Origin of the sequence: Streptomyces fumanus (assembly GCF_014655295.1) — a bacterium.
GTDB lineage: Bacteria > Actinomycetota > Actinomycetes > Streptomycetales > Streptomycetaceae > Streptomyces > Streptomyces fumanus.
Genome location: NZ_BNBI01000011.1, coordinates 299102 through 324421, shown reverse-complemented (window position 1 = coordinate 324421; position 25320 = coordinate 299102). Strand labels below are relative to the sequence as shown.

Annotated in this window: 24 protein-coding genes; 14 read left to right on the top strand and 10 right to left on the bottom strand. The window is 72.7% G+C overall.

The features are described 5' to 3' along the window. Positions 1–6: 6 nt before the first annotated feature. The 4 genes from glxA to IE316_RS25415 all read right to left on the bottom strand — a co-directional run bounded on the left by glxA (position 7) and on the right by IE316_RS25415 (position 4565). Positions 7–1962: a radical copper oxidase GlxA gene (glxA, locus tag IE316_RS25430; RefSeq protein ID WP_190206787.1), complete on the bottom strand. Its 1956-nt coding sequence runs from the start codon at positions 1960–1962 to the stop codon at positions 7–9. Positions 1963–1965: 3 nt separating this feature from the next. Beyond that, complete coding sequence (locus IE316_RS25425; protein ID WP_190206836.1) at positions 1966–3765, bottom strand: glycosyltransferase family 2 protein; 1800 nt, start codon at positions 3763–3765, stop codon at positions 1966–1968. Between the two features lie 165 nt (positions 3766–3930). Then, entirely contained in the window at positions 3931–4224 is a 294-nt protein-coding gene (locus tag IE316_RS25420) for an MTH1187 family thiamine-binding protein (RefSeq protein WP_190206786.1), read from the bottom strand. Continuing rightward, positions 4221–4565, bottom strand: coding sequence for a DUF3817 domain-containing protein (locus IE316_RS25415; protein ID WP_190206785.1), 345 nt, complete (start codon positions 4563–4565; stop codon positions 4221–4223). The genes IE316_RS25420 and IE316_RS25415 overlap by 4 nt, the downstream gene beginning before the upstream one ends. Before the next feature lie 133 nt (positions 4566–4698). Here IE316_RS25415 and IE316_RS25410 point away from each other — a divergent pair, with 133 nt between their 5' ends. The 4 genes from IE316_RS25410 (at position 4699) to IE316_RS25395 (ending at position 7323) form a co-directional block, all read left to right on the top strand. Beyond that, positions 4699–5331 (top strand): AIM24 family protein, encoded by a 633-nt coding sequence (locus tag IE316_RS25410; protein WP_190206835.1) that lies wholly within the window; start codon positions 4699–4701, stop codon positions 5329–5331. Continuing rightward, on the top strand, positions 5331–5981 hold the full coding sequence (locus tag IE316_RS25405; protein WP_190206784.1) for an AIM24 family protein: 651 nt from the start codon (positions 5331–5333) through the stop codon (positions 5979–5981). Before IE316_RS25410 ends, IE316_RS25405 begins: the two co-directional genes overlap by 1 nt. Beyond that, positions 5978–6751 (top strand): AIM24 family protein, encoded by a 774-nt coding sequence (locus tag IE316_RS25400; protein WP_190206783.1) that lies wholly within the window; start codon positions 5978–5980, stop codon positions 6749–6751. The genes IE316_RS25405 and IE316_RS25400 overlap by 4 nt, the downstream gene beginning before the upstream one ends. 95 nt (positions 6752–6846) lie before the next feature. Then, on the top strand, positions 6847–7323 hold the full coding sequence (locus tag IE316_RS25395) for a MarR family winged helix-turn-helix transcriptional regulator (protein WP_190206782.1): 477 nt from the start codon (positions 6847–6849) through the stop codon (positions 7321–7323). 19 nt (positions 7324–7342) lie between these two features. Here the strand turns inward: IE316_RS25395 and IE316_RS25390 are convergent, their stop codons facing one another. Beyond that, a complete protein-coding gene (locus IE316_RS25390) occupies positions 7343–8725 on the bottom strand; it encodes a sensor histidine kinase (RefSeq protein WP_190206781.1) in 1383 nt (460 codons plus the stop codon). After that, entirely contained in the window at positions 8722–9390 is a 669-nt protein-coding gene (locus IE316_RS25385; protein WP_190206780.1) for a response regulator transcription factor, read from the bottom strand. The genes IE316_RS25390 and IE316_RS25385 overlap by 4 nt, the downstream gene beginning before the upstream one ends. Before the next feature lie 122 nt (positions 9391–9512). On the opposite strand from IE316_RS25385, the gene IE316_RS25380 reads away from it, so the two are divergent. Further along, entirely contained in the window at positions 9513–9989 is a 477-nt protein-coding gene (locus IE316_RS25380) for a PepSY domain-containing protein (RefSeq protein ID WP_190206779.1), read from the top strand. 145 nt (positions 9990–10134) lie between these two features. On the opposite strand, the gene meaB is transcribed toward IE316_RS25380, so the two are convergent. After that, the gene (gene meaB, locus IE316_RS25375; RefSeq protein WP_190206778.1) at positions 10135–11091 is read right to left on the bottom strand and encodes a methylmalonyl Co-A mutase-associated GTPase MeaB; all 957 of its coding nucleotides are present in this window, start codon (positions 11089–11091) and stop codon (positions 10135–10137) included. A 31-nt stretch (positions 11092–11122) separates the two neighbouring features. Then, positions 11123–12346, bottom strand: a complete 1224-nt coding sequence (locus IE316_RS25370; RefSeq protein WP_190206777.1) for an acetyl-CoA C-acetyltransferase — start codon at positions 12344–12346, stop codon at positions 11123–11125. A gap of 147 nt (positions 12347–12493) precedes the next feature. On the opposite strand from IE316_RS25370, the gene mce reads away from it, so the two are divergent. The 7 genes from mce to IE316_RS25335 all read left to right on the top strand — a co-directional run bounded on the left by mce (position 12494) and on the right by IE316_RS25335 (position 22227). Then, positions 12494–12934 (top strand): methylmalonyl-CoA epimerase, encoded by a 441-nt coding sequence (gene mce / locus IE316_RS25365; protein ID WP_190206776.1) that lies wholly within the window; start codon positions 12494–12496, stop codon positions 12932–12934. Positions 12935–13167: 233 nt separating this feature from the next. Continuing rightward, the gene (gene scy / locus IE316_RS25360) at positions 13168–17148 is read left to right on the top strand and encodes a polarized growth protein Scy (RefSeq protein ID WP_190206775.1); all 3981 of its coding nucleotides are present in this window, start codon (positions 13168–13170) and stop codon (positions 17146–17148) included. A gap of 183 nt (positions 17149–17331) precedes the next feature. Beyond that, complete coding sequence (locus IE316_RS25355; RefSeq protein ID WP_190206774.1) at positions 17332–18267, top strand: coiled-coil domain-containing protein; 936 nt, start codon at positions 17332–17334, stop codon at positions 18265–18267. Positions 18268–18352: 85 nt separating this feature from the next. Then, on the top strand, positions 18353–19318 hold the full coding sequence (locus IE316_RS25350; RefSeq protein ID WP_190206773.1) for an ABC transporter ATP-binding protein: 966 nt from the start codon (positions 18353–18355) through the stop codon (positions 19316–19318). Continuing rightward, complete coding sequence (locus IE316_RS25345; protein WP_190206772.1) at positions 19315–20091, top strand: ABC transporter permease; 777 nt, start codon at positions 19315–19317, stop codon at positions 20089–20091. Before IE316_RS25350 ends, IE316_RS25345 begins: the two co-directional genes overlap by 4 nt. Positions 20092–20203: 112 nt before the next feature. Beyond that, complete coding sequence (locus tag IE316_RS25340; RefSeq protein WP_190206771.1) at positions 20204–21379, top strand: ABC transporter ATP-binding protein; 1176 nt, start codon at positions 20204–20206, stop codon at positions 21377–21379. After that, the gene (locus tag IE316_RS25335; protein WP_190206770.1) at positions 21376–22227 is read left to right on the top strand and encodes an ABC transporter permease; all 852 of its coding nucleotides are present in this window, start codon (positions 21376–21378) and stop codon (positions 22225–22227) included. The genes IE316_RS25340 and IE316_RS25335 overlap by 4 nt, the downstream gene beginning before the upstream one ends. Positions 22228–22234: 7 nt before the next feature. On the opposite strand, the gene IE316_RS25330 is transcribed toward IE316_RS25335, so the two are convergent. After that, the gene (locus IE316_RS25330) at positions 22235–22567 is read right to left on the bottom strand and encodes an Rv1322 family protein (protein WP_190206769.1); all 333 of its coding nucleotides are present in this window, start codon (positions 22565–22567) and stop codon (positions 22235–22237) included. A gap of 255 nt (positions 22568–22822) precedes the next feature. Here IE316_RS25330 and IE316_RS25325 point away from each other — a divergent pair, with 255 nt between their 5' ends. After that, on the top strand, positions 22823–23851 hold the full coding sequence (locus IE316_RS25325) for an LLM class flavin-dependent oxidoreductase (protein WP_190206768.1): 1029 nt from the start codon (positions 22823–22825) through the stop codon (positions 23849–23851). 71 nt (positions 23852–23922) lie between these two features. On the opposite strand, the gene IE316_RS25320 is transcribed toward IE316_RS25325, so the two are convergent. Beyond that, positions 23923–24315, bottom strand: a complete 393-nt coding sequence (locus tag IE316_RS25320) for an SCO5389 family protein (RefSeq protein ID WP_190206767.1) — start codon at positions 24313–24315, stop codon at positions 23923–23925. Positions 24316–24606: 291 nt separating this feature from the next. Between IE316_RS25320 and nucS the strand changes: the two genes are divergently transcribed. Continuing rightward, positions 24607–25278 carry an endonuclease NucS gene (gene nucS / locus IE316_RS25315; protein ID WP_190206766.1) on the top strand — a complete coding sequence of 224 codons (672 nt, stop codon included), beginning with the start codon at positions 24607–24609 and terminating at the stop codon, positions 25276–25278. Positions 25279–25320 lie beyond the last annotated feature (42 nt).

The window sequence follows — 25320 nt, the reverse complement described above, 5'->3', positions numbered from 1 at the left end:
GGCCGCTCACGGCACCTGGAGCCACCGGGCCTTCGACGGCGTGCCCTCGGCGTCGGTGACGAACAGCATGTACCAACCGGGCGGCACCAGCGCGGGGTCCTCGGGGACGTCGAAGGTGACCGCGTTCCCCTTCTTGGTGACGCCGAGTTCGATGGAGCGCTGCTCGACGTCGGTGGTGTGGGTGACCGCGCTGGGCCGCATCAGCCGGGCCTCGGCCACCCGCTCGGGGTGCGCGGTGCGGAAGGTGACCCGGTGGCCGGCGCCGAGGCGCTCGGGACCGCCGGTCAGGACCGGGCGGCCGGCCGCGTTGCGGTGCAGGGCGGGCGGGGTGAAGACCTCCATGCGCTGCTCGAAGTGGCCGAGCTTGGTGTTGCGCTGGTCGTCGAAGAGCGGGTCGGAGCCGAAGGTGGCGATCCGGCCGTCGGGCAGCAGCAGCGCCTCGGAGTGGTAGTTGCGGCCCACCTTCGGCGCGGCGGCCTCCTTGAAGGTGTTGCTCTTCGGGTCGTAGACCTGCGCCCGGAGGATGTTGCTGGCGCTGCGGCCCCGGTAGTCCCTGGAGCCGTTGGAGGTGAACACGGTGTCGTCCGGCATGATCACGCTGTTCAGGTAGCGCGTGCCCTGCGGCAGCTCCGGGCCCCGCTCGAAGACCGGGTTGTCCTTCTTCAGGTCCACCACGGCCGTGCGCGGGGTCGACTTCTTCGACTCGCCGACGCCGCCGCCGCCGAGCACCATCACCTTCTGGTCCTGCGCCGGGGGCAGCAGCAGGGAGGCGGAGGTCTCCAACTGGTCGGGGTCGGTCAGGCCGGGCACCTTGCGGAAGGTGTTGGTCTCCAGGTCCCACAGCCCGGGGTCGCGGCCCTGGTCGGCGGGCCCGTACCCGGCGTTGGAGCCGGAGTAGAACAGCTTGCCGCCCTGGGTGAGGAACAGGGCCGGGTACGTCGGGAAGTACCGCTTGGGGCCGGGCGACCACTTCTTGGTCCGCGGGTCGTAGATCTCGTTGTCGCCGGGGTCGATCATGCCGACGTCGTCGAGGCCGGAGGCGGCGAGCACCCGGCCGTCGTCGAGGCCGACCAGGGTCGGGTACCAGCGGGCCTTGTCCATCGGGTCGACCGGCACGTACTTCTCGGCGACCGGGTCGAACTCGTAGGCGGCGCGGATGCCCTGGAAGTCCTGCTTCTCCAGGGTGATCTTCTCCGACAGCCCGTAGGTGTTGGCGGCCTCCTCGCCCTTGAGGCCGACGATTTCGTACTGGGCCTGGGTGTCGGTGACCGACAGCGGGCCCTTCTCCACGGCCTCCACGAAGACCCGGGCCTCGCTGGCGGTGACCTTGGTCTTCCAGGGCTGGACGACCCCGCGGGCGTCCCGGGTGACCTCGAAGGAGCGCTTGGCCCGGGGCAGGGTGACGTCGAACTTGGAGACGTACTCGACGCCGGCCGGGGAGCGGAACCGGGTGCCCTTGGGGAGGCGTACGGTCTTGTCCGGGTTCTCGTTCTTCACCCGCATGCCGCCGCCGGCCCGTTCCACCTCGCCGTCGAGCAGTTCGTAGCGGGCGGTGCCGCCGGCCACCAGCAGGCGGCCGTCGGGGAGCTGGGCGTGTCCGGAGCAGAAGAAGTCCTCCGGGGTGGGGATCTTCTTGAAGGTGTTCTTCTCCGGGTCCCACAGCACGGTGTCGAAGGAGCCCGCGTCGAACTTCTTCTGCTCGTTGCCGGAACCCGCCACGATCAGCACCTTGCCGGTGTGCAGCAGGGCCGCGTGGATGGCGTTGGTGCGGTACTCCTCGGGGATGGCGACCTGGCTCCAGGAGCCGTACTTCGCCTGGTAGGCGGGCCGGGAGATCTTGTAGTCGTGGTACTTCTCGCCCGCGAAGTCCAGGGCGGCCGGGGCGTTGAGGCCGGCCAGCACCGCGATGCCGCCGATGCCCAGGACGGTCTTCTTGGTTCTCTGCGAGGGCTGGTAGGCCATGGCCTAGTTGCCTCCTGTCATGGTGCCGGAGACGGACGAGGTGGCGCCGGTCGCGGCGAACGCCGGGGCGGGGCCCGCCGCGGCGGACGCGGGCGCCGGGGTGTCCGGGGCGGGCCGGGGGCCGGGGGCGCGGCGGTCTCGCAGGCGGCCCGCGGCCCAGACGCCGACCGGGGCGAGCGAGATCGCGGTGGCCAGGAACGCCCAGGTCCGCATGGCCACGTGGGTGTGGTCCAGGACGGCCGAGGCGGTCAGCGAGGCGATCAGCAGCGCGGCCCAGGAGAGGTGGATGCGGAAGGTGAGCAGCCGGTCGGGGCTGGCGTCGCCGCCCTTGGGGGTGACGACGAAGCGGCTGGGGCGGCGCAGCAGCGCCTCGGTGAAGGACTTCAGGTAGATCGGGGCGGACAGCGCCGACATGGCCATGCCGGCCAGGCCGCCGGAGCCCCGGGGCTCGTGCGGGGAGACGTTGTGCCGGCGGTTCCACAGGTAGAGGCCGACCTGGAGGGCGGCGGCGTCGCTGTAGAGCATCAGCCAGACCGAGGCCGCGACCTCGGTGCCGGAGGCGCCGAACCAGAGGAACAGCACACAGCTCAGGATGCCGAGGAACCAGTTGACGGCCGTCATCGGGTAGTAGACGAGCATCAGGCTGTAGGAGAGCAGCCGCCCCGCGGGCATCCGGAAGGGGGCCTTCCAGTACTGCTTGAGGAGGGTCTCGTAGGTGCCCCGGGACCAGCGCATCTGCTGGGTGAAGAAGTCGGTCCAGGAGGCCGGGCCCTCGCCCACCGCGAGCACGTCGGGGGTGTAGACGGACTCCCAGTGGCGGCCGGTGGCCGGGTTGCGGTGCCGGTGGATCTCGAAGCCGGTGGCCATGTCCTCGGTGATGGAGTCGTACAGGCCGCCGACCTGTTTGACGGCACAGACCCGCACCACGTTGTTGGTGCCGACGAACATGGGGGCCCGGTAGCGGTTGCCGGCCCGCTGGATCAGGGCGTGGAAGAGGAACTGCTGGGACTCGGCGGCCTTGGTGACCGGGTTGTGGTAGTTGCCGTACACCTGGGGGCCGACCACGAAGGCGACGTCCGGGTCGCGGAAGTAACCGAGCATCCGCTCCAGGAAGTTGGGCAGCGGTACGTGGTCGGTGTCGACGGAGGCGAAGAAGTCGTAGGCGTCGCCGTGCATGGCGATCCAGGCGTTGTAGTTGCCGTGCTTGGTGCGGGCCTTGTGGACGCCGCTGTCCTGGTTCCACTCGGGGACGCCGCGGCGGGTGAAGTGCTTCACGCCGAGTTCCGCGCAGAGCGCCCTGGCCCGCTCGTCGTCGCCCTCGTCGAGCAGCCAGACGTCGAGGGTGCCGTCGTGGGTGAGGCGGGTGGCGCCCTCCAGGGTGGCGCGGACCATGGCGAGGGGTTCCTTGCCCGGGACGTACGTGGTCAGGAAGGCGACGCGGGTGCCGGGTTCGGGGACGACCGGGACGGGGTCGCGGGCGACCATCGTGGCGTGCGCCACGGAGGCGACGTTGACCAGCATGAACAGCTCGATCAGGCCGATGGAGACCAGCATGGCCACGTCGAGGCCGGTCAGCCAGCGGTCGGCGCCCTCGCGCCGCACCCAGTGGGTGGGCCAGACCAGGTAGACGAGCAGGACGCCGGTGAGCAGCGGCGCGAGGCTCATCAGGAGGACGGCCCTTATTCGCCGGGGCTCCCGTGCGAGCAGCGAGGTGTACCGCACCCGGTAGGCGGCGCCGTCCGGCTGGGTGAGCGGGCCCGCCAGTCGGCTGTGGGTGTCGTAGTCGTAGCCCTCCGGCCGCACAGCGTCCTCCAAGGGATGGGGAGTGATCTACCCATACAAAAGTGGAGAATTACCGGCGTGTCGAACTGGGGGCGTCCAGCCGGGTGGGCACCTGCCACCGCCCGGAGCGGGGTACGGCGACGCCCCCGGCCGGGGCGGCGCGGGGGCGTACGGGTGAGGCCCGGGTCAGCCGGCGAGATGCCGCTCGACCGTCTCGACCTTGGCGGTGAGCGCGTCGGTGACGCCGGGGCGGATGTCGGCCTTGAGGACCAGGGAGACGCGGGGCGCCCGCGCCTCGACCGCCGCCACCGCGCGCCGGACGACGTCCATGACCTCGTCCCACTCGCCCTCGACGGAGGTGAACATCGCGTCGGTGCGGTTGGGCAGCCCGGACTCCCGCACCACCCGCACGGCGTCGGCGACGTACTCCCCCACGTCCTCGCCGACGCCGAGCGGCGTCACGGAGAAGGCGACGATCACGCGCCCACCACCCCTTCCCGGCGGGCGCGGGAGGCGATCACCGCGTCCTCGGCCTCGCGGCGCAGCCTGCGCTCGGCGAAGAAGCCGCCGGTCGGCAGGACCGACAGCACGAAGTACAGGGCGGCGGTGCCCAGCGGCCACTTGGCGCGGTTCCAGGCGTCCGCCCAGAAGACCACGTAGAGGACGAAGAGCACGCCGTGGATCATGCCCATCACCGGCACGGCGTTGAAGTCCGTGGTGCGCTTCAGCACCGAGCAGACCAGCAGGAGCAGGAAGGAGATCGCCTCGGGGCCGGAGACCAGGCGGAGGCGGCGGAGGGCTGTGGCGGTCTTGAGGTCCACGGGTGGGTCACCTTCGGTGGGAGAGACGTCGACGATCTTTGTGAACGTACGCACAAGCGCCCGGCCATTGTGGCAAACCCGGGACCGGCGGGGCCGGGCGGGTGCGGTCTCGGCTACCGTCCAGGGCGTGGCGATGTTCCGACTCCAGGGCAGCAAGGTGCTCGCCGTCGACCTGACCGGGGACGCCGTGAAGGCGAAGAACGGCTCGATGGTCGCGTACGACGGGCAGATGTCCTTCAAGAAGCTGAGCGGCGGGGGTGAGGGGCTGCGCGGCATGGTGACGCGGCGGCTCACCGGGGAGCAGATGACGGTGATGGAGGTGAAGGGGCACGGGACCTGCTGGTTCGCCGACCGGGCGGCCGAGATCAACCTGGTGACGCTCCGGGGCGACCGACTGTACGTCGAGTCGAGCAACTTCCTCGCGGCCGACGCGGGGCTGCGCACGGGCACGGAGTTCACCGGGCTGCGCGGCGCCTCGCAGGGCAACGGGCTGTTCACCACGACCGTCGAGGGGCACGGCCAGGCGGCGGTCATGTCGGACGGGCCGGCGGTGGTGCTGCGGGTCAGCGCCCAGTACCCGCTGACCGTGGACCCGGGGGCGTACGTCGCCCACCAGGGGAACCTGCGGCAGTCCTTCCAGTCGGGTGTGACCTTCCGCACCCTGATGGGCGAGGGCGGCGGGGAGGCGTTCCAGATCCGGTTCGAGGGGGACGGCCTGGTGTACGTGCAGCCGAGCGAGCGGAACACGATCGCGGGGGATGTCTGATGGCGTTCCGGGAGATCAACTCCAAGATGGTCGAGGCCACCGTCGCGCCCGGCGAGAGGCTGTTCAGCCAGCGCGGGGCGATGCTCGCCTACCGGGGCGAGGTGTCCTTCACCCCGAACCTGCGCGGCGGCCAGGGCGGGGTGATGTCGATGATCGGGCGCCGGGTGGCGAACGAGGACACCCCGCTGATGACCGTCGAGGGCAGCGGCACGGTGCTGTTCGGGCACGGCGGCCACCACGTCCAGGTGATCCGGCTGGCCGGCGACACCCTCTACGTGGAGGCCGACCGGCTGCTCGCCTTCGAGGGCACCCTGGAGCAGGGCACGGTCTTCCTCGGCGCCCAGGGCGGGGTGATGGGCCTGGTGCGCGGGCAGGTCAGCGGCCAGGGGCTGTTCACCACCTCGCTCACGGGGCACGGGGCGGTCGCCGTCATGGCGCACGGCGGGGTGATCGAGATCCCGATCAGCCCCCAGCGCCCGGTCCACGTCGACCCGCAGGCGTACGTCGCCCACCACGGCGACGTGCGCAACAGGCTGTCCACGGCACTGGGCTGGCGGGACATGGTGGGGCGCGGCTCGGGCGAGGCGTTCCAACTGGAGCTGAGCGGCAGCGGGGCGGTCTACGTCCAGGCGTCGGAGGAGAAGCTGTGAGCACGGTCTGGGACCCGGCGACCCTGCCGGCCGACGACAACGTCGACGCGTACACCTTCTGCGTGGAGCTGACGGGCAGCCAGTGGTTCCTGCAGAAGGGCAAGATGACCGCCTACTACGGGACGATCGAGTTCAACGGGATCGGGCACGGCCGGCTGGACCGGCTGGTGCGGACCTCGTTCCATTCGCCTCTGCACGCGAGCGACTGGGTGGTGGCCGAGGGCTCGGGCAAGATGCTCCTCGCCGACCGGGCCTTCGACGTCAATTCCTACGACCTCGAAGAGGGCAACCTCACCATTCGCTCCGGCAACCTGCTTGCTTTTCAGCCAAGTCTCGCTCTCAAGCAGTCGATCGTGCCGGGTTTTCTGACCCTCATCGGAACCGGCAAGTTCGTGGCCGCCTCCAACGGCCCGGTGGTGTTCATGGAACCCCCGCTGCGGGTGGACCCGCAGGCCCTGGTCGGCTGGGCCGACTGCCCCTCGCCGTGCCACCACTACGACCACGGGTACATGACCGGTCTGCTGGGCGGTCTACGTGCGCTGACGGGCCTCGGCGGGGCCTCCGGGGAGGAGCACCAGTTCGAGTTCGTGGGGGCGGGGACGGTGCTGCTCCAGTCGAGCGAGGCGCTCATGCCCGAGCAGCCGACGGGGGCGGCTCCGCAGCAGCCGGGGGTGCCCGGCGGCGGGGCGCCCGGCCCCCAGGGAGCGGGCCCCGGGACACCGCGCCTTCCCGGACAGCTCGGCGACCTCCAGCGCCGCTTCGGCCTGTGAGCGGTAACCTGCGGAGTGTGACCTCGAACGTGTGCACACCGTCACAGAACACCCCTCACTAGTTCGCTTTTCAACTTCTTAGGTAGACTTCATTCATGGAGACCGAGACGGCCACCCGCTGGCTGACCGATGCGGAGCAGTGTGCTTGGCGCACCCACCTGGAGGTCAACAAGCTGTTGACGTACCAACTGGAGAAGGACCTGCAGCCGTTCGGCCTGACGATGAACGACTACGAGATCCTGGTGAACCTGTCCGAGTCGGACGACGAGCGGATGCGGATGAGCGACCTCGCCACCGCCACCCTCCAGTCCAAGAGCCGCCTCTCGCACCAGATCACCCGCATGGAGAACGCGAACCTGGTACGGCGCGAGAACTGCGAGTCCGACCGCCGGGGCCTGTACGCGGTGCTCACCGAGCACGGCAAGGAGACCATGCGGAAGGTCGCGCCGCACCACGTGGCATCGGTGCGCAGGCACTTCATCGACCTGCTGCCCCAGGAGGCCCTGACGGAGCTGGACAAGGCCCTGCGGCCCGTCGCCGACCATCTGCGGGGCCAGCGCGGACGCCCCTGACCGGGGACGTCCCGCCCGGCTAGGCGGCCGGCAGGCGGAGCTCGAACAGGGCGCCGCCCGCCGGTGCGTCGCGGACCGTGAGCGTGCCCTCGTGCCGGACGGCCACGTCCCGGGCGATGGCCAGGCCCAGCCCGGCGCCGCCGTCGTCCCGGCTGCGGGCCGCGTCCAGCCGGACGAACCGCTCGAAGATCCGCTCCCGGTCGCCCGCGGGCACCCCGTCCCCGTCGTCGGCGACCCCGGCCACGGCGACCCCGCCCTCCCGCCGCACCGACACCTCGACCGCCGACCGGGCGTGCCGCTGGGCGTTGTCCAGCAGGTTGGCCAGCACCCGCGCCAGTTGCCCGCGCGAACCCAGGACGGTCACCCCGTCCGCCGCGCGCACCGTCACCCCGGCGCGTCCCGCGGCCTCCTCCCGGGCCAGCGCCGCCAGGTCGACCCGCGCGTCCGCCGGCCGCTCCCCCGCGTCCAGCCGGGCGAGCAGCAGCAGATCGGCGGCGAGCCGCTGGAGCCGTACGGTGTCCTCCACCGCGCCCGCCACGTCCAGCAACTCCGGGTGCGCGGCGCCCACTTCGAGCTGGGTGCGCAGGGAGGCGATGGGGCTGCGCAGCTCGTGCGAGGCGTCGGCGACGAACCGCCGCTGGCGTTCCACCGAGCTCTGCAGGGCGGCCAGCGTCTCGTTGGTGGTCAGCGCCAGCCGGGCCACCTCGTCGTGGGTGCCGGGCACCGGGACGCGCCGGGCGAGGTCCTCGGAGCGGGTGATGGCGGCCATCTCCCGCCGGATGCCCTCCACGGGGCGCAGCGCGCGCCGGGTGACCAGCCAGGTCACGGCCCCGACCACCACCAGCAGCACCGGGAAGCCGATCAGCATCACGGTCAGCGCGGTCCGTACCGCGCCGTGCTCGGCGGAGAGCGGGGCGCCCGCGTACACGGTGAGGGTGCCGCGGTCCTCGGTCTCCACGGTCACCGCGGCGAACCGGTAGTCCTCGGTCTCCCCGTCGACCGTCGCCCACCCGTCGCTGAGCGTGGCCCGCGCCCCGACCTCACCGTCCCCGGCGTCGTCGGCGTCGTCGTGTCCTTCCCCCGGCCGCGGCTCGACCGCGTCGGTCCCCGTGCCGCCGATCCGCTCCAGGTCCTCGCCGGCCGCGACCAGCCGCCCGTCCTCGTCGACGACCTGCACCGGCCGGTCGTCCAGGTCCAGCGCCAGGTCCTCGTACGGCGTCCCGGCGGCCACCTGGGCCGCCACCTGCCGCGCGGACCGCTCGGCCTGCGTCCCGGCCTGGCCGAGCAGGTTCGAGCGCAGCGACAGCAGGACGGCGGTCCCGGCGGCGACCAGGGCCACGGCGACCACCAGCGTCGCGGCGAGCGTGGCCCGCGCCCGCACCGAGCCGAACAGCCGGTTCACGGCCGGGCCTCCAGCCGGTACCCGGCGCCGCGCACGGTCCGGATCAGCTCCGCCCGCAGCTTGCGGCGGAGCGCGCTGACGTACACCTCGACGATGTTGGGGTCGCCGTCGTAGGCGAAGTCCCAGACGTGTTCGAGGATCTCGCTCTTGGACACCACCTCCCCGGCCCGCATCACGAGCTGTTCGAGGACCGCGAACTCCTTGGCGGTGAGCGCGACTTCGGCCGCGCCGAGGAAGACGCGCCGCGCGGCGGTGTCGACCTTCAGGTCCCCGAGCACCCGCACCGGGGAGGCCGAGCCGCCCGGCCCGCGCCGCCGCAGCAGCGCCTTGACCCGGGCGACCAGGACGACGTAGGAGAACGGCTTGGTCAGGTAGTCGTCCGCGCCCGTGTCCAGCCCCTCCGCCTCGTCGTACTCGCCGTCCTTCGCGGTGAGCATCAGGATCGGCACGTCGTGGCCGGCGGCGCGCAGGGCGGCGCAGACCCGGTAGCCGTTCAGGCCGGGCAGCATGATGTCGAGGACCACCAGGTCGTACGTGCCCTCCCCGGCCCGGCGCAGGCCCTCCCGGCCGTCGTGGACCACGTCCACGGCGTAGCCCTCGGCCGTCAGGCCCCGGGCGAGCGACAGGGCCAGCCGCTTCTCGTCCTCCACGATCAACAGGCGCATGCGGTCCAGGGTGGCAAACCCGACCTGAAGATCCCTTCAGGCGGCTTCAGCGCGCGTTCAGCGACGGTCGGCGACGGTGGGGGCATCGACATCGGTCACGGACCACTTCGGGAGGAAACCGTATGAAGCGCAAGGCCGTCATCGCCGCCGTCACCGCCGCCGTCCTGCTGGGCGGGGGTACCGCCACGGCCCTCGCGGTCGCGGAGGACGACGACCGGGCCGTGCCCGCCCGCGTCGGCGCCGCGGACGCCATCACCGCCGCGCTGCGGCACACCGCGGGCACGGCCGTCTCCGCCGAGCTGGAGGACGAGGACGACGGCCGCCCGGCGGCCTGGGAGGTCGACATCCTCGCCGGCGACGACACCTGGCACAGCGTCCGGATCGACCCGGCCACCGGCAAGGTCCTCGGCTCCCGGGCCGACGACGCCGAGGACGACGACCCGGCCGGGGTGCGGGCGGCGCTGAAGCGCACGTCGGTGACAGCGGCGCAGGCGGCGGCGTCCGCCAAGGGGACGGTGACCTCCGTGGAGCTGGACGACGACGGGCGCGGGGGCTGGGAGGTCGAGACGCGCTCCGGCGACGGGGCGGACGACGACTGACGGCGGGTGCGGGTGGTCTGTGGCTGGTCGCGCAGTTCCCCGCGCCCCTGACGGGGCGCTCACCGCGCGTCCCTCAAGGGGCGCGGGGAACTGCGCGACCAGCCCCCACTCGCCGGCACCCGGCGACGGCGCGCTGGCCCCCGGATCAGCCCCGCGTCAGCCCCGCGACCAGTTCGTCCGCCGCCCGGTACGGGTCCAGCTCGCCCGCGACGATCCGCTCCGCCAGCGCCCCCAGCCGCCGGTCCCCGTGCAGGTCCCCGATCCGCTCGCGCAGCGCCGTGACCGCGATGGTCTCGACCTCGCGGGCGGCCCGCGCCGCCCGGCGCTCGGTCAGCACCCCCCGCTCCTCCATCCACGCCCGGTGCTTCTCCAGCGCCTCGACGACCTCGTCGACGCCCTCGGCGCGGGCGGCGACCGTCTTGACGATGGGGGGCCGCCAGTCGCCGGGGGCGCGGGACTCGCCGAGGCCGAGCATGTGGTTCAGCTCCCGGGCCGTCGCGTCCGCGCCGTCGCGGTCGGCCTTGTTGACCACGTACACGTCGCCGATCTCCAGTATCCCGGCCTTCGCCGCCTGGATGCCGTCGCCCATGCCGGGGGCCAGCAGGACCACGGAGGTGTCGGCCTGGGAGGCGATCTCCACCTCCGACTGCCCGACGCCGACCGTCTCGACGAGGATCACGTCGCAGCCCGCCGCGTCCAGCACCCGGATGGCCTGCGGCGCGGCCCAGGCGAGGCCGCCGAGGTGGCCGCGGGTGGCCATGGAGCGGATGTAGACGCCGGGGTCGGAGGCGTGCTCCGACATCCGCACCCGGTCGCCGAGCAGCGCACCGCCGGAGAACGGGGAGGACGGGTCGACGGCGAGCACACCGACCCGCTTGCCCTGCTTGCGGTACGCCGTCACCAGCGCCGAGGTCGAGGTCGACTTGCCGACGCCCGGGGAGCCGGTGAGGCCGACCACGTACGCCCCGCCGGTCAGCGGGGCCAGCGCCGCCATGACCTCGCGGAGCTGCGGGGACGCCCCCTCGACCAGCGAGATCAGCCGCGCCACGGCCCGCGGCCGGCCTTCCCTGGCCTGGGCCACCAGCGAGGAGACGTCCTGCATCACAGCTCCGTTCCACTCAGAGGAAGTCGGGTCAGACCTTCGGTACCCGGACGATCAGCGCGTCACCCTGGCCGCCGCCGCCGCACAGCGCCGCCGCGCCGACGCCGCCGCCGCGCCGCTTCAGCTCCAGCGCCAGGTGGAGCACCAGACGGGCGCCGGACATGCCGATCGGGTGACCGAGGGCGATCGCACCCCCGTTCACGTTCACCTTTTCGGGGGAGATCCCGAGGTCCTTCATGGACTGCACGGCGACCGCCGCGAACGCCTCGTTGATCTCGATCAGATCAAGATCCGAGACCTCCAGGCCCTCCTTCTTCAGCGCGTGCCGGATCGCGTTCGACGGCTGCGACTGCAAAGAGTTGTCCGGCCCGGCCACGTTGCCGTGCGCGCCGATCTCGGCGATCCAGTCCAGGCCCAGCTCCTGCGCCTTGGCCTTGCTCATGACGACGACGGCCGCCGCGCCGTCGGAGATCTGCGAGGACGACCCGGCCGTGATCGTGCCGTCCTTGGCGAAGGCCGGGCGCAGCTTGCCGAGGGACTCGGCGGTGGTGTCCGGGCGGATCCCCTCGTCCTTGCTGAACAGCACCGGGTCGCCCTTGCGCTGCGGGATCTCCACCGGGGTGATCTCGGCCTCGAACAGGCCGTTCTTCTGCGCGGCGGCGGCCCGCTGGTGGGAGAGGGCGGCGATCTCGTCCTGCTCCGCGCGGCCGAGGCCCAGCCTGGCGTTGTGCTTCTCGGTGGACTCGCCCATGGCGATGCCCTCGAAGGAGTCGGTCAGCCCGTCGTACGCCATCGCGTCGAGCAGCTCGACCGCGCCGTACTTGAAGCCCTCGCGGGACTTGGGCAGCAGGTGCGGGGCGTTGGTCATGGACTCCTGGCCGCCGGCCACGATCACGTCGAACTCGCCGGCCCGGATCAACTGGTCGGCCAGCGCGATCGCGTCCAGCCCGGACAGGCAGACCTTGTTGACGGTGAGCGCCGGGACGTTCATCGGGATGCCGGCCTTGACGGCGGCCTGCCGGGCCGGGATCTGCCCCGCCCCGGCCTGGAGCACCTGACCCATGATCACGTACTGCACCTGGTCGCCGCCGATCCCCGCACGGTCGAGGGCGGCCTTGATCGCGAAGCCGCCGAGGTCGGCCCCGGAGAAGGACTTCAGCGAGCCCAGCAGCCGTCCCATCGGGGTACGCGCGCCCGCGACGATGACGGAGGTCGTGCCGTTCGTTCCGGAGGCTCCGGACGTTCCAGAAGACATGAGCTGCGATCCCCTTACCGGCCTGCACAGCCGAGGAGTGAACGAGGGTTTACTCGAATGTACTGAGCGGTATCCCGCCCGTCACCGGGCCGTCGGTGTGATCGCGCGCACGTTGCGTAACCACCCCGGGAGCGCTGCACTGAAACCATGCTGACGCGAATCGACCACATCGGAATCGCCTGTCATGACCTCGACGCAACGGTCGAGTTCTACCGGACCACCTACGGCTTCGAGGTCTTCCACACCGAGGTGAACGAGGAGCAGGGCGTCCGCGAGGCCATGCTCAAGATCAACGATACGTCGGACGGCGGCTCCTCGTACCTCCAGCTCCTCCAACCGGTCCGCGAGGACTCCACGGTCGCGAAGTGGCTGGCCAAGAACGGCGAGGGGGTGCACCACATCGCCTTCGGCACCGCCGACGTCGACGCCGACGCCGCGGACATCCGCGGCAAGGGCGTACGCGTGCTCTACGACCAGCCCCGGCGCGGCTCCATGGACTCGCGCATCACCTTCCTGCACCCCAAGGACTGCCATGGCGTCCTGACAGAACTGGTGACTTCCGCCCCCGTTGAGTCACCTGAGCACTGACCCCCGTACATAGGGGCCGGTAGGGTTGGGTGCGGTCGCCGCTCGATCCATGGCGACCGGTTCCGCCGTCGCCGGCGGGGCCGTATGCCGGGGTCCGGGTTTCGGGGGACGAGCGCCGGGGCAGCAGCTCATGCTCCGCCGTTGATCTGACACCATTCCCCGGGGGCCCCGTCCGCGGACGGACGGGGCTCGTTCGGAGAGTGTTGCGACCAGGGGACGGATGGGACCGCGCAGTGCGGGGCTACGAGAGCCAGGAGCGAGAGCCGGCGGCTGACGTCGACCACCTCTCTCGGTTCGAGGCCGAGATGAAGCGGCTGAAGACCGAGCGGGAAAAGGCGATCCAGCACGCCGAGGACCTCGGCTACCAGGTCGAGGTGCTGCGCGCCAAGCTGCACGAGGCGCGCCGCACCATCATGTCCCGGCCCGCCTTCGACGGCGGTGATCTCGGGTACCAGGCCGAGCAGTTGCTGCGCAACGCCCAGATGCAGGCCGACCAGATCCGCGCCGACGCCGAGCGCGAGCTGAGCCAGGCCCGGGCGCAGACCCAGCGCATCCTCCAGGAGCACGCCGAGCAGGCGGCCCGGCTCCAGGCGGAGCTGCACCAGGAGGCGGTCGCCCGGCGCCAGCAGCTCGACCAGGAGCTGGCCGAGCGCCGGCAGACCGTCGAGAGCCACGTCAACGAGAACGTCGCCTGGGCCGAGCAGTTGCGCGCCCGCACCGAGCAGCAGGCCCGCCGGCTCCTCGACGAGTCCCGCGCGGAGGCCGAGCAGTCCCTGGCCGCCGCCCGCGCGGAGGCCGAGCGGCTGACCGCCGAGGCCCGGCAGAAGCTGCGCGGCGAGGCCGAGTCGGCGCGCGCCGAGGCCGAGCAGATCCTGCGCCGCGCCCGCGCCGACGCCGAACGGCTGCTCGACGCGGCCTCCACCCAGGCCCAGGAGGCCACCGACCACGCCGAGCGGCTGCGTACCTCCACCGTCACCGAGTCCGAGGAGGCGCGCCGCCGCGCCCAGGAGCTGAGCCGCGCCGCCGAGCAGCGGATGGCCGAGGCCGAGGAGGCGCTGCGCAAGGCCCAGTCGGAGGCCGAGAAGCTGGTCGCCGAGGCCCGCGAGTCCGCCGCCAAGGCCCTGGCCGGCGCCGAGGCGGCCAACGAGACCCGGACCCGCACCGCCAAGGAGCAGGTCGCCCGGCTGGTCGGCGAGGCCACCAAGGAGGCGGAGGCCACCAAGGCGGAGGCCGAGCAGCTCGTCGCGGACGCCCGCGCCGAGGCCGAGAAGATCGTCGCCGAGGCCGCCGAGAAGGCCCGCACGATCACCGCCGAGGAGACCGCCACCCAGTTGTCCAAGGCGGCCAGGACCGCCGAGGACGTGCTCACCAAGGCGTCCGAGGAGGCCAAGCGGACCACCCGCGCCGCCGCCGAGGAGGCCGAGCGGATCCGCCGGGAGGCCGAGGCCGAGGCGGACCGGCTGCGCGCCGAGGCGCACGACATCGCCGAGCAGCTCAAGGGCGCGGCCAAGGACGACACCAAGGAGTACCGGGCCAAGACGGTCGAGCTGCAGGAGGAGGCCCGCAAGCTGCGCGGCGAGGCCGAGCAGTTGCGGGCCGAGGCGGTCGAGGAGGGCGAGAAGATCCGCGCCGAGGCCCGCCGGGAGGCCGTGGCGCAGATCGAGGAGGCCGCGAAGTCCGCCGAGGAACTCCTCGCCAAGGCCAAGGCCGACGCCGACGAGCTGCGGGGGACCGCCACCGCCGACAGCGAGAAGGTCCGCACCGAGGCGATCGAGCGGGCCACCACCCTGCGCCGGCAGGCCGAGGAGACGCTGGAGCGCACCCGCGCGGAGGCCGAGCGGCACCGCGCCGAGGCCGCCGAGCAGGCCGAGGCCCTCCAGGCCGACGCCGAGCGCGCCGCCCGCGAGCTGCGCGAGGAGACCGAGCGGGCCGTCGCGGCCCGGCAGGCGGAGGCCGCCGAGGAGCTGACCCGGCTGCGTACCGAGGCCGAGGAGCGCCTGGCCGCCGCCGAGCGGGCGCTGACCGAGGCCCGCGAGGAGGCCGAGCGGATCCGCCGGGAGGCCGCCGAGGAGACCGAGCGGCAGCGCGCCGAGGCCGCCGAGCGGATCCGGACGCTCCAGCAGCAGGCCGAGGCCGAGGCCGACCGGCTGCGCACCGAGGCCGCCGCCGACGCCTCCGCCTCCCGCGCGGAGGGCGAGAGCGTCGCCGTACGCCTGCGGTCGGAGGCCGCGGCCGAGGCCGAGCGGCTGAAGTCGGAGGCGCAGGACAGCGCGGACCGGATGCGGGCGGAGGCGCAGGCCGCCGCCGAGCGGATCGCCGCCGAGGCGTCCGAGACGCTGGCCGCCGCCCAGGAGGAGGCCGCCCGGCGCCGCCGCGAGGCCGAGGAGCTGCTGGGCTCGGCCCGGCAGGAGGCCGGCCAGGAGCGCGAGCGGGCCCGCGAGCAGAGCGAGGAGCTGCTCGCCTCCGCGCGCACCCGCGTGGAGGAGGCGCAGGCCGAGGCCACCCGGCTGGTCGAGGAGGCCGACCGGCGCGCCACCGAGCTGGTGTCGGCCGCCGAGCAGCACGCGACGCAGGTCCGGGAGTCGGTCGCCGGACTGCACGAGCAGGCCCAGGAGGAGATCGCCGGGCTGCGCAGCGCCGCCGAGCACGCCGCGGAGCGGACCCGCCGCGAGGCCGAGGAGGAGGCCGACCGGGTCCGCGCCGACGCCTACGCCGAGCGGGAGCGGGCCGGCGAGGACGCCTCCCGGCTGCGCCGCGAGGCCCGCGAGGAGACCGAGGCGGCCAAGGCGCTGGCCGAGCGGACGGTGTCCGAGGCGGCCGCCGAGGCCGAGCGGATCCGCTCGGACGTCGCCGAGCACGCCCAGCGGGTGCGCACCGAGGCGTCCGACACCATCGCCGAGGCCGAGCAGAGCGCGGCCCGCACCCGGGCCGACGCCCGGGAGGACGCCAACCGCATCCGCTCGGACGCGGCCACCCAGGCGGACACCCTGATCAGCGAGGCCCGCTCGGAGGCCGAGAAGCTGACCACCCAGACGGCCGCCGAGACCGACAAGCTGCGCACCGAGACGGCCGCGGCGGCCGAGCGGGTCCGCACCGAGGCCGCGGACGAGGCCCGGCGGGTGCGCGCGGAGGCCGCCGAGGCGTCCGAGAAGCTGCGCGGCGAGGCGGCGGCCGAGGCCGAGCGGGTCCGGGCGGAGGCGACCGCGCGGGCCGAGGCGCTGCTGTCGGACGCCACCGGCGAGGCGGAGCGGTTGCGGGCCGAGGCCGCCGAGGCGGTGGGCTCCGCGCAGGCGCACGCCGAGCGGATCCGGACCGAGGCCGAGCGGGTCAAGGCGGAGGCGGCGGCCCAGGCCGAGCGGGTCACCACCGCCGCCCGCGAGGAGGCCGAGCGCACCCTGGACGAGGCCCGCAAGGACGCCAACAAGCGGCGTTCGGAGGCGGCCGAGCAGGTCGACAAGCTGATCACGGAGACCACCGCCGAGGCCGACAAGCTGCTCACCGAGGCGCAGCAGCAGGCGCTGAAGACCACCGCGGACGCCGAGTCGCAGGCCGACAGCATGGTGGGCGCGGCCCGCGCGGAGGCCGAGCGGATCGTCGCCGAGGCGACCGTCGAGGGCAACACCCGGGTGGAGAAGGCCCGCACGGACGCCGACGAGCTGCTGGTCGGCGCCCGCCGGGACGCCACCGCCATCCGGGAGCGCGCCGAGGAGCTGCGCGAGCGGCTCACCGCCGAGATCGAGGAGCTGCACGAGCGGGCCCGCCGGGAGGCCGCCGAGACGATGAAGTCGGCCGGCGACCGCTGCGACGCGCTGATCAAGGCGGCCGAGGAGCAGCTCGCCAAGGCCGAGGCGAAGGCCAAGGAGATCGTCTCCGAGGCCAACTCCGAGGCGGGCAAGGTCCGGATCGCCGCGGTCAAGAAGGCCGAGGGGCTTCTGAAGGAGGCCGAGCAGAAGAAGGCCACCCTGGTGAAGGAGGCCGAGGAGCTGAAGGCCGAGGCGATCCGCGAGGCACGGCGTACGGTGGAGGAGGGCCAGCGCGAGCTGGAGGTCCTCGTCCGGCGGCGGCAGGACATCAACGCCGAGATCTCCCGGGTGCAGGACGTGCTGGAGGCGCTGGAGTCCTTCGAGGCACCGGCCGCCGGCAAGGACGCCGGGGTCAAGGCCGGCGCCGCGGTGGGCGCTCCCCGATCGGGTGGCAAACCGTCGGACGGGTAGCGCTCACGGCCAATTCGTAGTCTCCTTGAGACCTTTGGCCAACTCTTTGGCAAGGCATCCGTCGGTCAGCCACTCGAAAGAGGTGTCATTCTCCAGATCAAACACGCATCCGCTCGATGACACACCGCATTGGCCCCTAGGATTCCGACTATCACCTCACCGGTCTCATTCGACAGGAACCCCATGAGCGACACTTCCCCCTACGGCTTCGAGCTTGTGCGGCGTGGGTACGACCGCGCTCAGGTGGACGAACGTATCTCCAAGCTCGTCTCCGACCGTGACAGCGCTCTCGCCCGCATCACCGCTCTGGAAAAGCGCATCGAGGAGCTTCACCTCGAAACCCAGAACGCCCAGGCGCAGGTCAGCGACGCGGAGCCGTCGTACGCCGGTCTCGGCGCCCGGGTCGAGAAGATCCTGCGGCTCGCCGAGGAAGAGGCGAAGGAACTGCGCGAGGAGGCCCGCCGTGCCGCCGAGCAGCACCGCGAGCTGGCCGAGTCGGCCGCCCAGCAGGTGCGCAACGACGCGGAGGCGTACGCGGCCGAGCGCAAGGCCAAGGCCGAGGACGAGGGCATCCGGATCGTCGAGAAGGCCAAGAGCGACGCCTCGCAGTTGCGGTCCGAGGCGCAGAAGGACGCGCAGTCCAAGCGCGAGGAGGCCGACGCCCTCTTCGAGGAGACCCGGGCCAAGGCCGCGCAGGCCGCCGCCGACTTCGAGACCAACCTGGCCAAGCGCCGCGAGCAGTCCGAGCGGGACCTGGCCTCGCGTCAGGCCAAGGCCGAGAAGCGGCTCGCCGAGATCGAGCACCGCGCGGAGCAGCTCCGGCTGGAGGCCGAGAAGCTGCGCACCGACGCCGAGCGCCGGGCCCGCCAGACGGTGGAGACCGCGCAGCGCCAGGCCGAGGACATCGTGGCCGACGCCAACGCCAAGGCCGACCGGATCCGTTCGGAGTCCGAGCGCGAGCTGGCCGCCCTGACCAACCGCCGCGACTCCATCAACGCGCAGCTCACCAACGTGCGCGAGATGCTGGCGACCCTCACGGGCGCCGCGGTGGCCGCCGCCGGCACGTCCTCCGACGACGAGCCGATCTCCCGCGGGGTGCCCGCGCAGCAGTCCCGGTAACACCTCGCTGTACCGGGGTCGAACACCGGCCGAGCCCTCTGCCACTGGGGTGGCAGAGGGCTCCGTCGCGTTCTAGCGTGTCCGCATGATTGAGCTGGAGGGGCTGACCAAGCGGTACGGCGAGAAGGTGGCGGTCGACCATCTGACCTTCTCCGTCAGACCGGGCATCGTCACGGGCTTCCTCGGGCCCAACGGCGCCGGCAAGTCGACGACCATGCGGATGATGCTGGGCCTGGACCGGCCCACCGCCGGCGCGGTGCGCATCGACGGGATGCGCTACGACCAGCTCAAGGACCCGCTGAAGTACATCGGGGCGCTGCTGGACGCCAAGGCGATGCACGGCGGGCGCAGCGCCTACCACCATCTGCTCTGCCTGGCCCAGTCCAACGGGATCGACCGGCGCCGGGTGCACGAGGTGCTGGACACGGTCGGTCTGACCTCGGTGGCGAAGAAGAAGGCCAAGGGCTTCTCGCTCGGCATGGGCCAGCGGCTCGGCATCGCGGGCGCGCTGCTCGGCGACCCGCGGATCCTGATGTTCGACGAGCCGGTCAACGGCCTGGACCCCGAGGGCATCCACTGGATCCGCAATCTGATGAAGGCCCTCGCCGCCGAGGGCCGGACCGTCTTCGTCTCCTCGCACCTGATGAGCGAGATGGCGCTGACCGCCGACCACCTGGTCGTCATCGGCCAGGGCAGGCTGCTCGCCGACACCTCCATGGCCGACTTCATCGCCCGCAACTCCCGCTCGTACGTGCGCATCCGCACGCCGCAGCGCGAGCAACTGCTCGACGCGCTGCACGGAGCCGGGATCACCGTGGTGGAGGCCGGCGCCGAGGTGCTGGAGGTGGACGGCGAGAAGTCCGAGCAGATCGGCGAGCTGGCCGCGCGGCACCAGATCGTGCTGCACGAGCTGAGCCCCCAGCGGGCCTCGCTGGAGGAGGCGTTCATGCGGCTCACCGCGGAGTCGGTGGAGTACCACGCGCACGACGGGCGGCCGCTCGGCGGGCCCGAGCCGCGGCAGGCGTGGGGACCCGACTGGAGGAAGGCATGAGCATGGCGGCGACACAGGTGGTCCGGTCCGAGTGGACCAAGATCCGGTCGGTGGCCTCCACGGTGTGGACGCTGGGGCTGGCCGTGGTCGTCACCCTCGCGCTCGGGATGCTGATCGCGGCCCTGTCCAAGAACGAGTACGACACCATGGACGAACGGGACCGGCTCGCCTTCGACCCGACCTTCACCAGCTTCGCCGGGATGAGCCTCGGCCAGTTGGCAATGATCGTCTTCGGGGTGCTGGTGGTGGCCAACGAGTACAGCAGCGGCATGATCCGGACCTCGCTGGCGGCGGTGCCCCGGCGCGGCACCTTCCTGTTCAGCAAGGTCGCCGTGGCCACCCTGCTCGCCCTGGTGGTCTCCATGGTCACCAGCTTCGCCGCCTTCTTCCTGGGGCAGGCGATGCTCGGCCACCTCAAGGCGTCGATCGGTGACGCCGGGGTGCTGCGGGCGGTGATCGGCGGCGGCCTCTACATGACGCTCATCACCATGTTCTCCATGGGCGTCGCCGCGATGCTGCGCTCCCCGATGCTGTCGCTGGGCATCCTGATGCCGTTCTTCTTCCTGATCTCCAACATCCTGGGCAGCGTCGACGCGACCGAGAAGGTCGGGCGGTTCCTGCCGGACCAGGCGGGCAGCAAGATCATGCAGGTGGTCCCGCCGCTCGACGACGACACCCCGTACGGCCCCTGGGGCGGCCTCGGCATTCTGGCGCTCTGGGTGGTCGCGGCGCTCCTCGGCGGCTATCTGGTGCTGAAGCGGCGGGACGCCTGAGCCCGGCCGGATTTTGCGCGGACTTGAACGGAACCGTCAGCGCCTCGATAGGCTCCTAACCCTTACGGGGGCGTGTGCCCCGCTGTCCTGAACCATTCGATGGGTGCGGAGCATGATCGAGGCTGTCGGCCTGACCAAGCGATACGGCGACAAGACCGCCGTGCACAACCTGTCCTTCCAGGTGCGGCCCGGCGCCGTCACCGGCTTCCTCGGACCCAACGGCTCGGGCAAGTCGACGACGATGCGGATGATCCTGGGCCTGGACAACCCGACCGCGGGCCACGTCACGATCAGCGGCCACCCGTACCGGCAACTGCCGAACGCCCCCCGGCACGTCGGCGCCCTGCTCGACGCCAAGGCGGTGCACGGCGGCCGCTCCGCCCGCAACCACCTGCTCAGCCTCGCCCAACTGTCCGGCATCCCGGCCCGCCGGGTCGACGAGGTGCTCGGCGTGGTCGGCCTGCAGGAGGTCGCCGGCAAGCGGTCCAAGGGCTTCTCGCTCGGCATGGGCCAGCGGCTCGGCATCGCCGCCGCGCTGCTCGGCGACCCCCAGGTGCTGCTCTTCGACGAGCCGGTCAACGGCCTCGACCCGGAGGGCATCCTCTGGGTGCGGAACCTGATGAAGGCGCTCGCCGCCGAGGGCCGGACCGTCTTCGTCTCCTCGCACCTGATGAGCGAGATGGCGCTGACCGCCGACCACCTGATCGTCATCGGGCGCGGCCAGTTGCTCGCCGACATGAGCGTGACCGACTTCATCTCCGCCAACTCCGCCGACTTCGCCCGCGTCCGCACCCCCGGCACCGAACCGCAGGCCCGCGAGAAGCTCACCTCCGCGCTGACCGAGGCGGGCGGGCACGTCATGCCGGAGCAGGACGGCGCGCTGCGGGTGACCGGGCTGCCGCTCCCCCGGATCAGCGACATCGCCCACGAGGCGGGCGTCCGGCTGTGGGAGCTGTCGCCGCACCAGGCGTCGCTGGAGGAGGCGTACATGCGGATGACACAGGGCGTGGTGGACTACCGGTCCACCGACGACCAGAAGGCCGGGCTGCACCAGGTGCCCCCGCCCGGCGCGGGGCCCGCGGTGCCGGTGCCGGGGCAGGGCCAGCCCGGCTGGTACGCCCCGCCGCCGCCCCAGCAGGGCGGGCCGCTGTTCGCGCCGCCGCCCGGCCCGTACGGCGCGCCGCAGCCCAACCCCTACGCGCAGCCGGCGCCCCAGGGCCAGGGGCCGGGGCAGCCCGCCGCCGCGCCCGTCACCGCCGACCGCACCGAGCCCGAGGACCCACGATGAGCACGCCCCAGCCCCCGCTGCCGCAGGCCGCGCCGCGGCCGCCGTACCCCGGTTACACCTCGCCGATCCCGGTGGTGCGCACCCATCTGCTGCACGCCGTCGCCTCCGAGTGGACGAAGATGCGGTCGGTGCGCTCCACGATGTGGACGCTCGGGGTGTTCGTGCTGCTGGTCGTCGGCATCGGCGTGCTGGCCGGTGCGGTGGTCGGCTCCACCACCGCCGACATGTCCGGGTCCAATCCGCTGGAGCTGGGCTTCTTCGGGCTGCTGCTGGGCAGCATGTGCCTCATCACGCTCGGCGTGCTGACCACGGCCTCGGAGTACGGCACCGGCATGGTCCGCACCACGATGACCGCCTGCCCCAGCCGGGGCCGGGTGCTGGCGGCCAAGGCCGTGGTGTTCTTCCTGGTGGCCTTCGTGGTGACCCTGGTCTCCACCACGCTGACGGCGGTCGTGCAGGTGGCGCTGCTGGAGGGCAGCGGCGCCGAGTCGCCCGGCGGCGAGGACTGGCTCAAGGCCACCGTCGGCGTCTCGCTCTACCTGGCGCTGCTGGGCCTGGCCTCGCTCGCCGTCGGCTCGATCATCCGGCACTCGGCGGGCGCCATCACCATCATGATCGGCGTGCTGCTGGCCCCGCTGGTGATCGCCCTGTTCATGTTCACCGATTCGCTCAAGGACGTGCAGCAGGCCCTGTTCGAGTACTCGATCCCCAACCAGCTCAGCATCTTCTACGCCAACTCGCTCAGCGACAGCGGCCCCTCGGGCTGGGACCCGCTGTGGATGGTGCTGGTGGTGACCGCCGTCGCGTTCGGCCTCGCCTACGCCCTGCTGGAACGGCGGGACGTCTGAGCGCCGTTCAGAACCGCGGCGCGTTCCGGGACCGCTGCACCCGCGTGGTGCGGCGGTCCCGGGCGTTCCAGCACGCCTTGTGCCAGTGCCGGCGCTCGTCGACGCCCGAGTGCTCCGGCCAGGCCACCACGTGCGGCACGCCGTCGGGGATCATCTGGTCGCAGCCGGGGCAGCGGTAGGACTTGCCCTGCGCGCTGGCGCCGGCCACGTGCCGCACGTACCACTCCTCGTCCCCCCAGCTCTGCGAGGACTGCCAGCCGCCGTAGCGCCCCGGGCGGTCGTCCTCGGCACTCCGGCCGGACAGACCGGCTCCCTTGGGTCGGTTGCGACGCGGGGACACGGGACACCTCACGGAGCTCTACGGGGAGTACGGGTCGGAAACCAGCCTACGCGGGCGGGGCGGGGGCGGACGGTACGGCACCCGGCGTCCGCGGCGCCCGTACGACGGGTCCCCGGCACGTCCCCCGCCGCGCCCGGGGGCCCGTTCTCCCGACAATCGGCAAATCTCTCCGCTCGGCCGTGTCCTCGGCACGTGTCGTGCGGTTATGCGCTGTGGGGGAGCTCCGCGTCGGAGCCGAGGAAGCAGGAAAAAGCAATGCGCGTAGGAACTTTCGTGTTGGCTGCCCAGTTCCCGGGGCAGGGCCAGGGAGAGGCGTTGCACCGCGCGGTCCGCTCCGCCGAGGTCGCCGAGGAGGCCGGGCTGGACTCGGTCTGGCTGGCCGAGCACCACTTCGTGCCGTACGGCACCTGCCCGTCCGCCGTGACGCTGGCCGCCCTGCTGCTGGGCCGCACCTCCCGGCTGCGGATCGGCACCGCCGTCAGCGTGCTGCCTACCGCCCATCCCGTCGCCCTCGGCGAGCAGGCCGCGCTGCTGCACGTGACGAGCGGCGGCCGGTTCACGCTGGGCGTGGGGCGCGGCGGGCCCTGGGTGGACCTGGAGGTGTTCGGCGCGGGTCTGGCGGCCTACGAGCGGCAGTTCCCGGAGTCGCTGGACCTGCTGCTGCGCTGGCTGCGCGACCCGGTGGTCTCGGCGTCCGGCGAGCGCCACCGGTTCCGCGAGGTCCCCGTCGTCCCCCGCCCCCGCGAGGCCCTCACCGAGGCGCCGGGCCCGGAGGTCGTCGTCGCCTGCACCTCCCCGGCCGGCGTGGAGCTGGCCGCCGGGCGCGGGCTGCCGATGCTGCTCGGGATGCACATCGGGGACGAGGAGAAGGCCGAGATGGTCGCCCTGTGGCGGCGGCACGCGCGGGCGGCCGGGCGGCCCGGCGAGGAGATCAGGGGCGCCCCGCACATCTCGGCCGGCGTCTGCCAGATCGCCGACCGGCGCGGCGACGCGGCGGAGACGCTGACCAAGGCGATGCCGGGCTGGCTGCGCCGGGGCCTGGCGGCCCATGTCACGGTGGACGGCCGGGCCCGGCGGATGCGCGACCCGCTGGCCTATACGGAGCTGCTGTGCGGCCTGCACCCGGTGGGCACCCCCCGGCTCTGCGCCGACCGGCTGGCGGCGACCAGCGAGCGCACCGGTATCTCCCGGTTCGCCCTGCTGGTGGAGGGCTCCGGCGATCTCGCGGCCACCGAGGAGAACGTACGGCGGCTCGGCTCCGAGGTCCTGCCCCACCTGCGCTGACTCCCCGGGGGCCTGCCGCTCCGGTACGGACCGCGCCTCCCGCGCACGGAGCGGCAAGCGGGGCTTCGGCATCAGCAGTCGCGGAGTTCCGGCGACTGGTTGAGCACCTGGCCGCGCACCGAGGTGAACCGGGCCAGCCTCCCGTCGGCGGAGGAGTCCGGCGCGAAGACGGCCACCCGGTGGCAGTTCTGGAAGGCCAGGCGGACACCGAAGTGCCGCTGCAGCGCTCCGCGTATCGCGTCACTCGCGAGTGCGCGCAGCAACTGGCCGCGCGCCTGCTCGTCCGGCGGGGGCGTCTGATTGTCGGCGAACTCGCCGCCGTCGACCTTGAGCTGAGCCACCAGGGAGCTGATCATTTCCCATGCGTAGGGCAGGGAAGTCCGGACGCAGTCGACGAATGCAGCGTCGTCGACCTCGCCTCGCTCGGCCTGTTCGAGTAGGGCCGGTGAGACGTCGAGCGACATGGGTTCTCCTCTCGCACCCCCGACCAGCGGGGGATGCCGGACAGTAAGGGAGTCCTGGGGCTCCGGACACGCTGTGTGCACGACCCGCGACCTCCCGTTCCCTACCGTAGGCAGCCCGAGGGGGCCGCACCAGGAGAATGTGCAGATGCGCGACCGGGGACCGGGGCACAATCGGCCAGTGCGCAAGAAGGGACCAAGGGGAGAAGCGGGGCGATCCCCGGCCCCTCGTCCGGGAGGCGGGACGGGGTGCGAATCGCGCCGGGGCGGGCGGGTCGAGTAGCGTTGCCGACCATGCGTCTCGTCATTGCCCGCTGCTCCGTGGACTACGCCGGGCGGCTCACCGCTCATCTCCCCTCGGCACCCCGCCTGATCCTGGTCAAGGCGGACGGCAGCGTCTCGATCCACGCCGACGACCGGGCCTACAAGCCCCTGAACTGGATGTCGCCGCCCTGCACCCTGAAGGAGGGCACCGGTGACGACGCCGGTGTGTGGACGGTCGTCAACAAGGCGGGCGAGAAGCTCATCATCACGATGGAGGAGGTCCTCCACGACTCCTCGCACGAACTGGGCGTGGACCCCGGCCTGATCAAGGACGGGGTGGAGGCACACCTCCAGGAGCTGCTCGCCGACCGGATCGAGGTGCTCGGCCAGGGCTACACCCTCATCCGCCGCGAGTACCCGACGGCGATCGGGCCGGTCGACATCCTGTGCCGGGACGCCGAGGGGCGGACCGTCGCGGTGGAGATCAAGCGGCGCGGCGAGATCGACGGCGTGGAGCAGCTCACCCGCTACCTGGAGCTGCTGAACCGGGATCCGCTGCTCGCCCCGGTGCGCGGGGTGTTCGCCGCGCAGGAGATCAAGCCGCAGGCCCGGGTGCTGGCGACCGACCGGGGCATCGGCTGCCAGGTGCTGGACTACGACGCGCTGCGCGGCATCGAGGACGACAAGCTGCGGCTGTTCTGAGCCATCGCGGACGAGGGCCGGGCTCCCCTGGGGGGCCCGGCC

What these genes read in the sequence shown, in the direction of transcription:
- nucS (WP_190206766.1), top strand. Translation starts at nt 24,607, where the DNA reads ATGCGTCTCGTCATTGCCCGCTGCTCCGTGGACTACGCCGGGCGGCTC.
- IE316_RS25340 (WP_190206771.1), top strand. Translation starts at nt 20,204, where the DNA reads ATGATCGAGGCTGTCGGCCTGACCAAGCGATACGGCGACAAGACCGCC.
- IE316_RS25395 (WP_190206782.1), top strand. Translation starts at nt 6,847, where the DNA reads ATGGAGACCGAGACGGCCACCCGCTGGCTGACCGATGCGGAGCAGTGT.
- IE316_RS25335 (WP_190206770.1), top strand. Translation starts at nt 21,376, where the DNA reads ATGAGCACGCCCCAGCCCCCGCTGCCGCAGGCCGCGCCGCGGCCGCCG.
- IE316_RS25380 (WP_190206779.1), top strand. Translation starts at nt 9,513, where the DNA reads ATGAAGCGCAAGGCCGTCATCGCCGCCGTCACCGCCGCCGTCCTGCTG.
- glxA (WP_190206787.1), bottom strand. Translation starts at nt 1,962, where the DNA reads ATGGCCTACCAGCCCTCGCAGAGAACCAAGAAGACCGTCCTGGGCATC.
- IE316_RS25370 (WP_190206777.1), bottom strand. Translation starts at nt 12,346, where the DNA reads ATGTCTTCTGGAACGTCCGGAGCCTCCGGAACGAACGGCACGACCTCC.
- IE316_RS25320 (WP_190206767.1), bottom strand. Translation starts at nt 24,315, where the DNA reads ATGTCGCTCGACGTCTCACCGGCCCTACTCGAACAGGCCGAGCGAGGC.
- IE316_RS25385 (WP_190206780.1), bottom strand. Translation starts at nt 9,390, where the DNA reads ATGCGCCTGTTGATCGTGGAGGACGAGAAGCGGCTGGCCCTGTCGCTC.
- mce (WP_190206776.1), top strand. Translation starts at nt 12,494, where the DNA reads ATGCTGACGCGAATCGACCACATCGGAATCGCCTGTCATGACCTCGAC.
- IE316_RS25345 (WP_190206772.1), top strand. Translation starts at nt 19,315, where the DNA reads ATGAGCATGGCGGCGACACAGGTGGTCCGGTCCGAGTGGACCAAGATC.
- IE316_RS25355 (WP_190206774.1), top strand. Translation starts at nt 17,332, where the DNA reads ATGAGCGACACTTCCCCCTACGGCTTCGAGCTTGTGCGGCGTGGGTAC.
- IE316_RS25405 (WP_190206784.1), top strand. Translation starts at nt 5,331, where the DNA reads ATGGCGTTCCGGGAGATCAACTCCAAGATGGTCGAGGCCACCGTCGCG.
- IE316_RS25410 (WP_190206835.1), top strand. Translation starts at nt 4,699, where the DNA reads ATGTTCCGACTCCAGGGCAGCAAGGTGCTCGCCGTCGACCTGACCGGG.
- IE316_RS25350 (WP_190206773.1), top strand. Translation starts at nt 18,353, where the DNA reads ATGATTGAGCTGGAGGGGCTGACCAAGCGGTACGGCGAGAAGGTGGCG.
- meaB (WP_190206778.1), bottom strand. Translation starts at nt 11,091, where the DNA reads ATGCAGGACGTCTCCTCGCTGGTGGCCCAGGCCAGGGAAGGCCGGCCG.
- IE316_RS25325 (WP_190206768.1), top strand. Translation starts at nt 22,823, where the DNA reads ATGCGCGTAGGAACTTTCGTGTTGGCTGCCCAGTTCCCGGGGCAGGGC.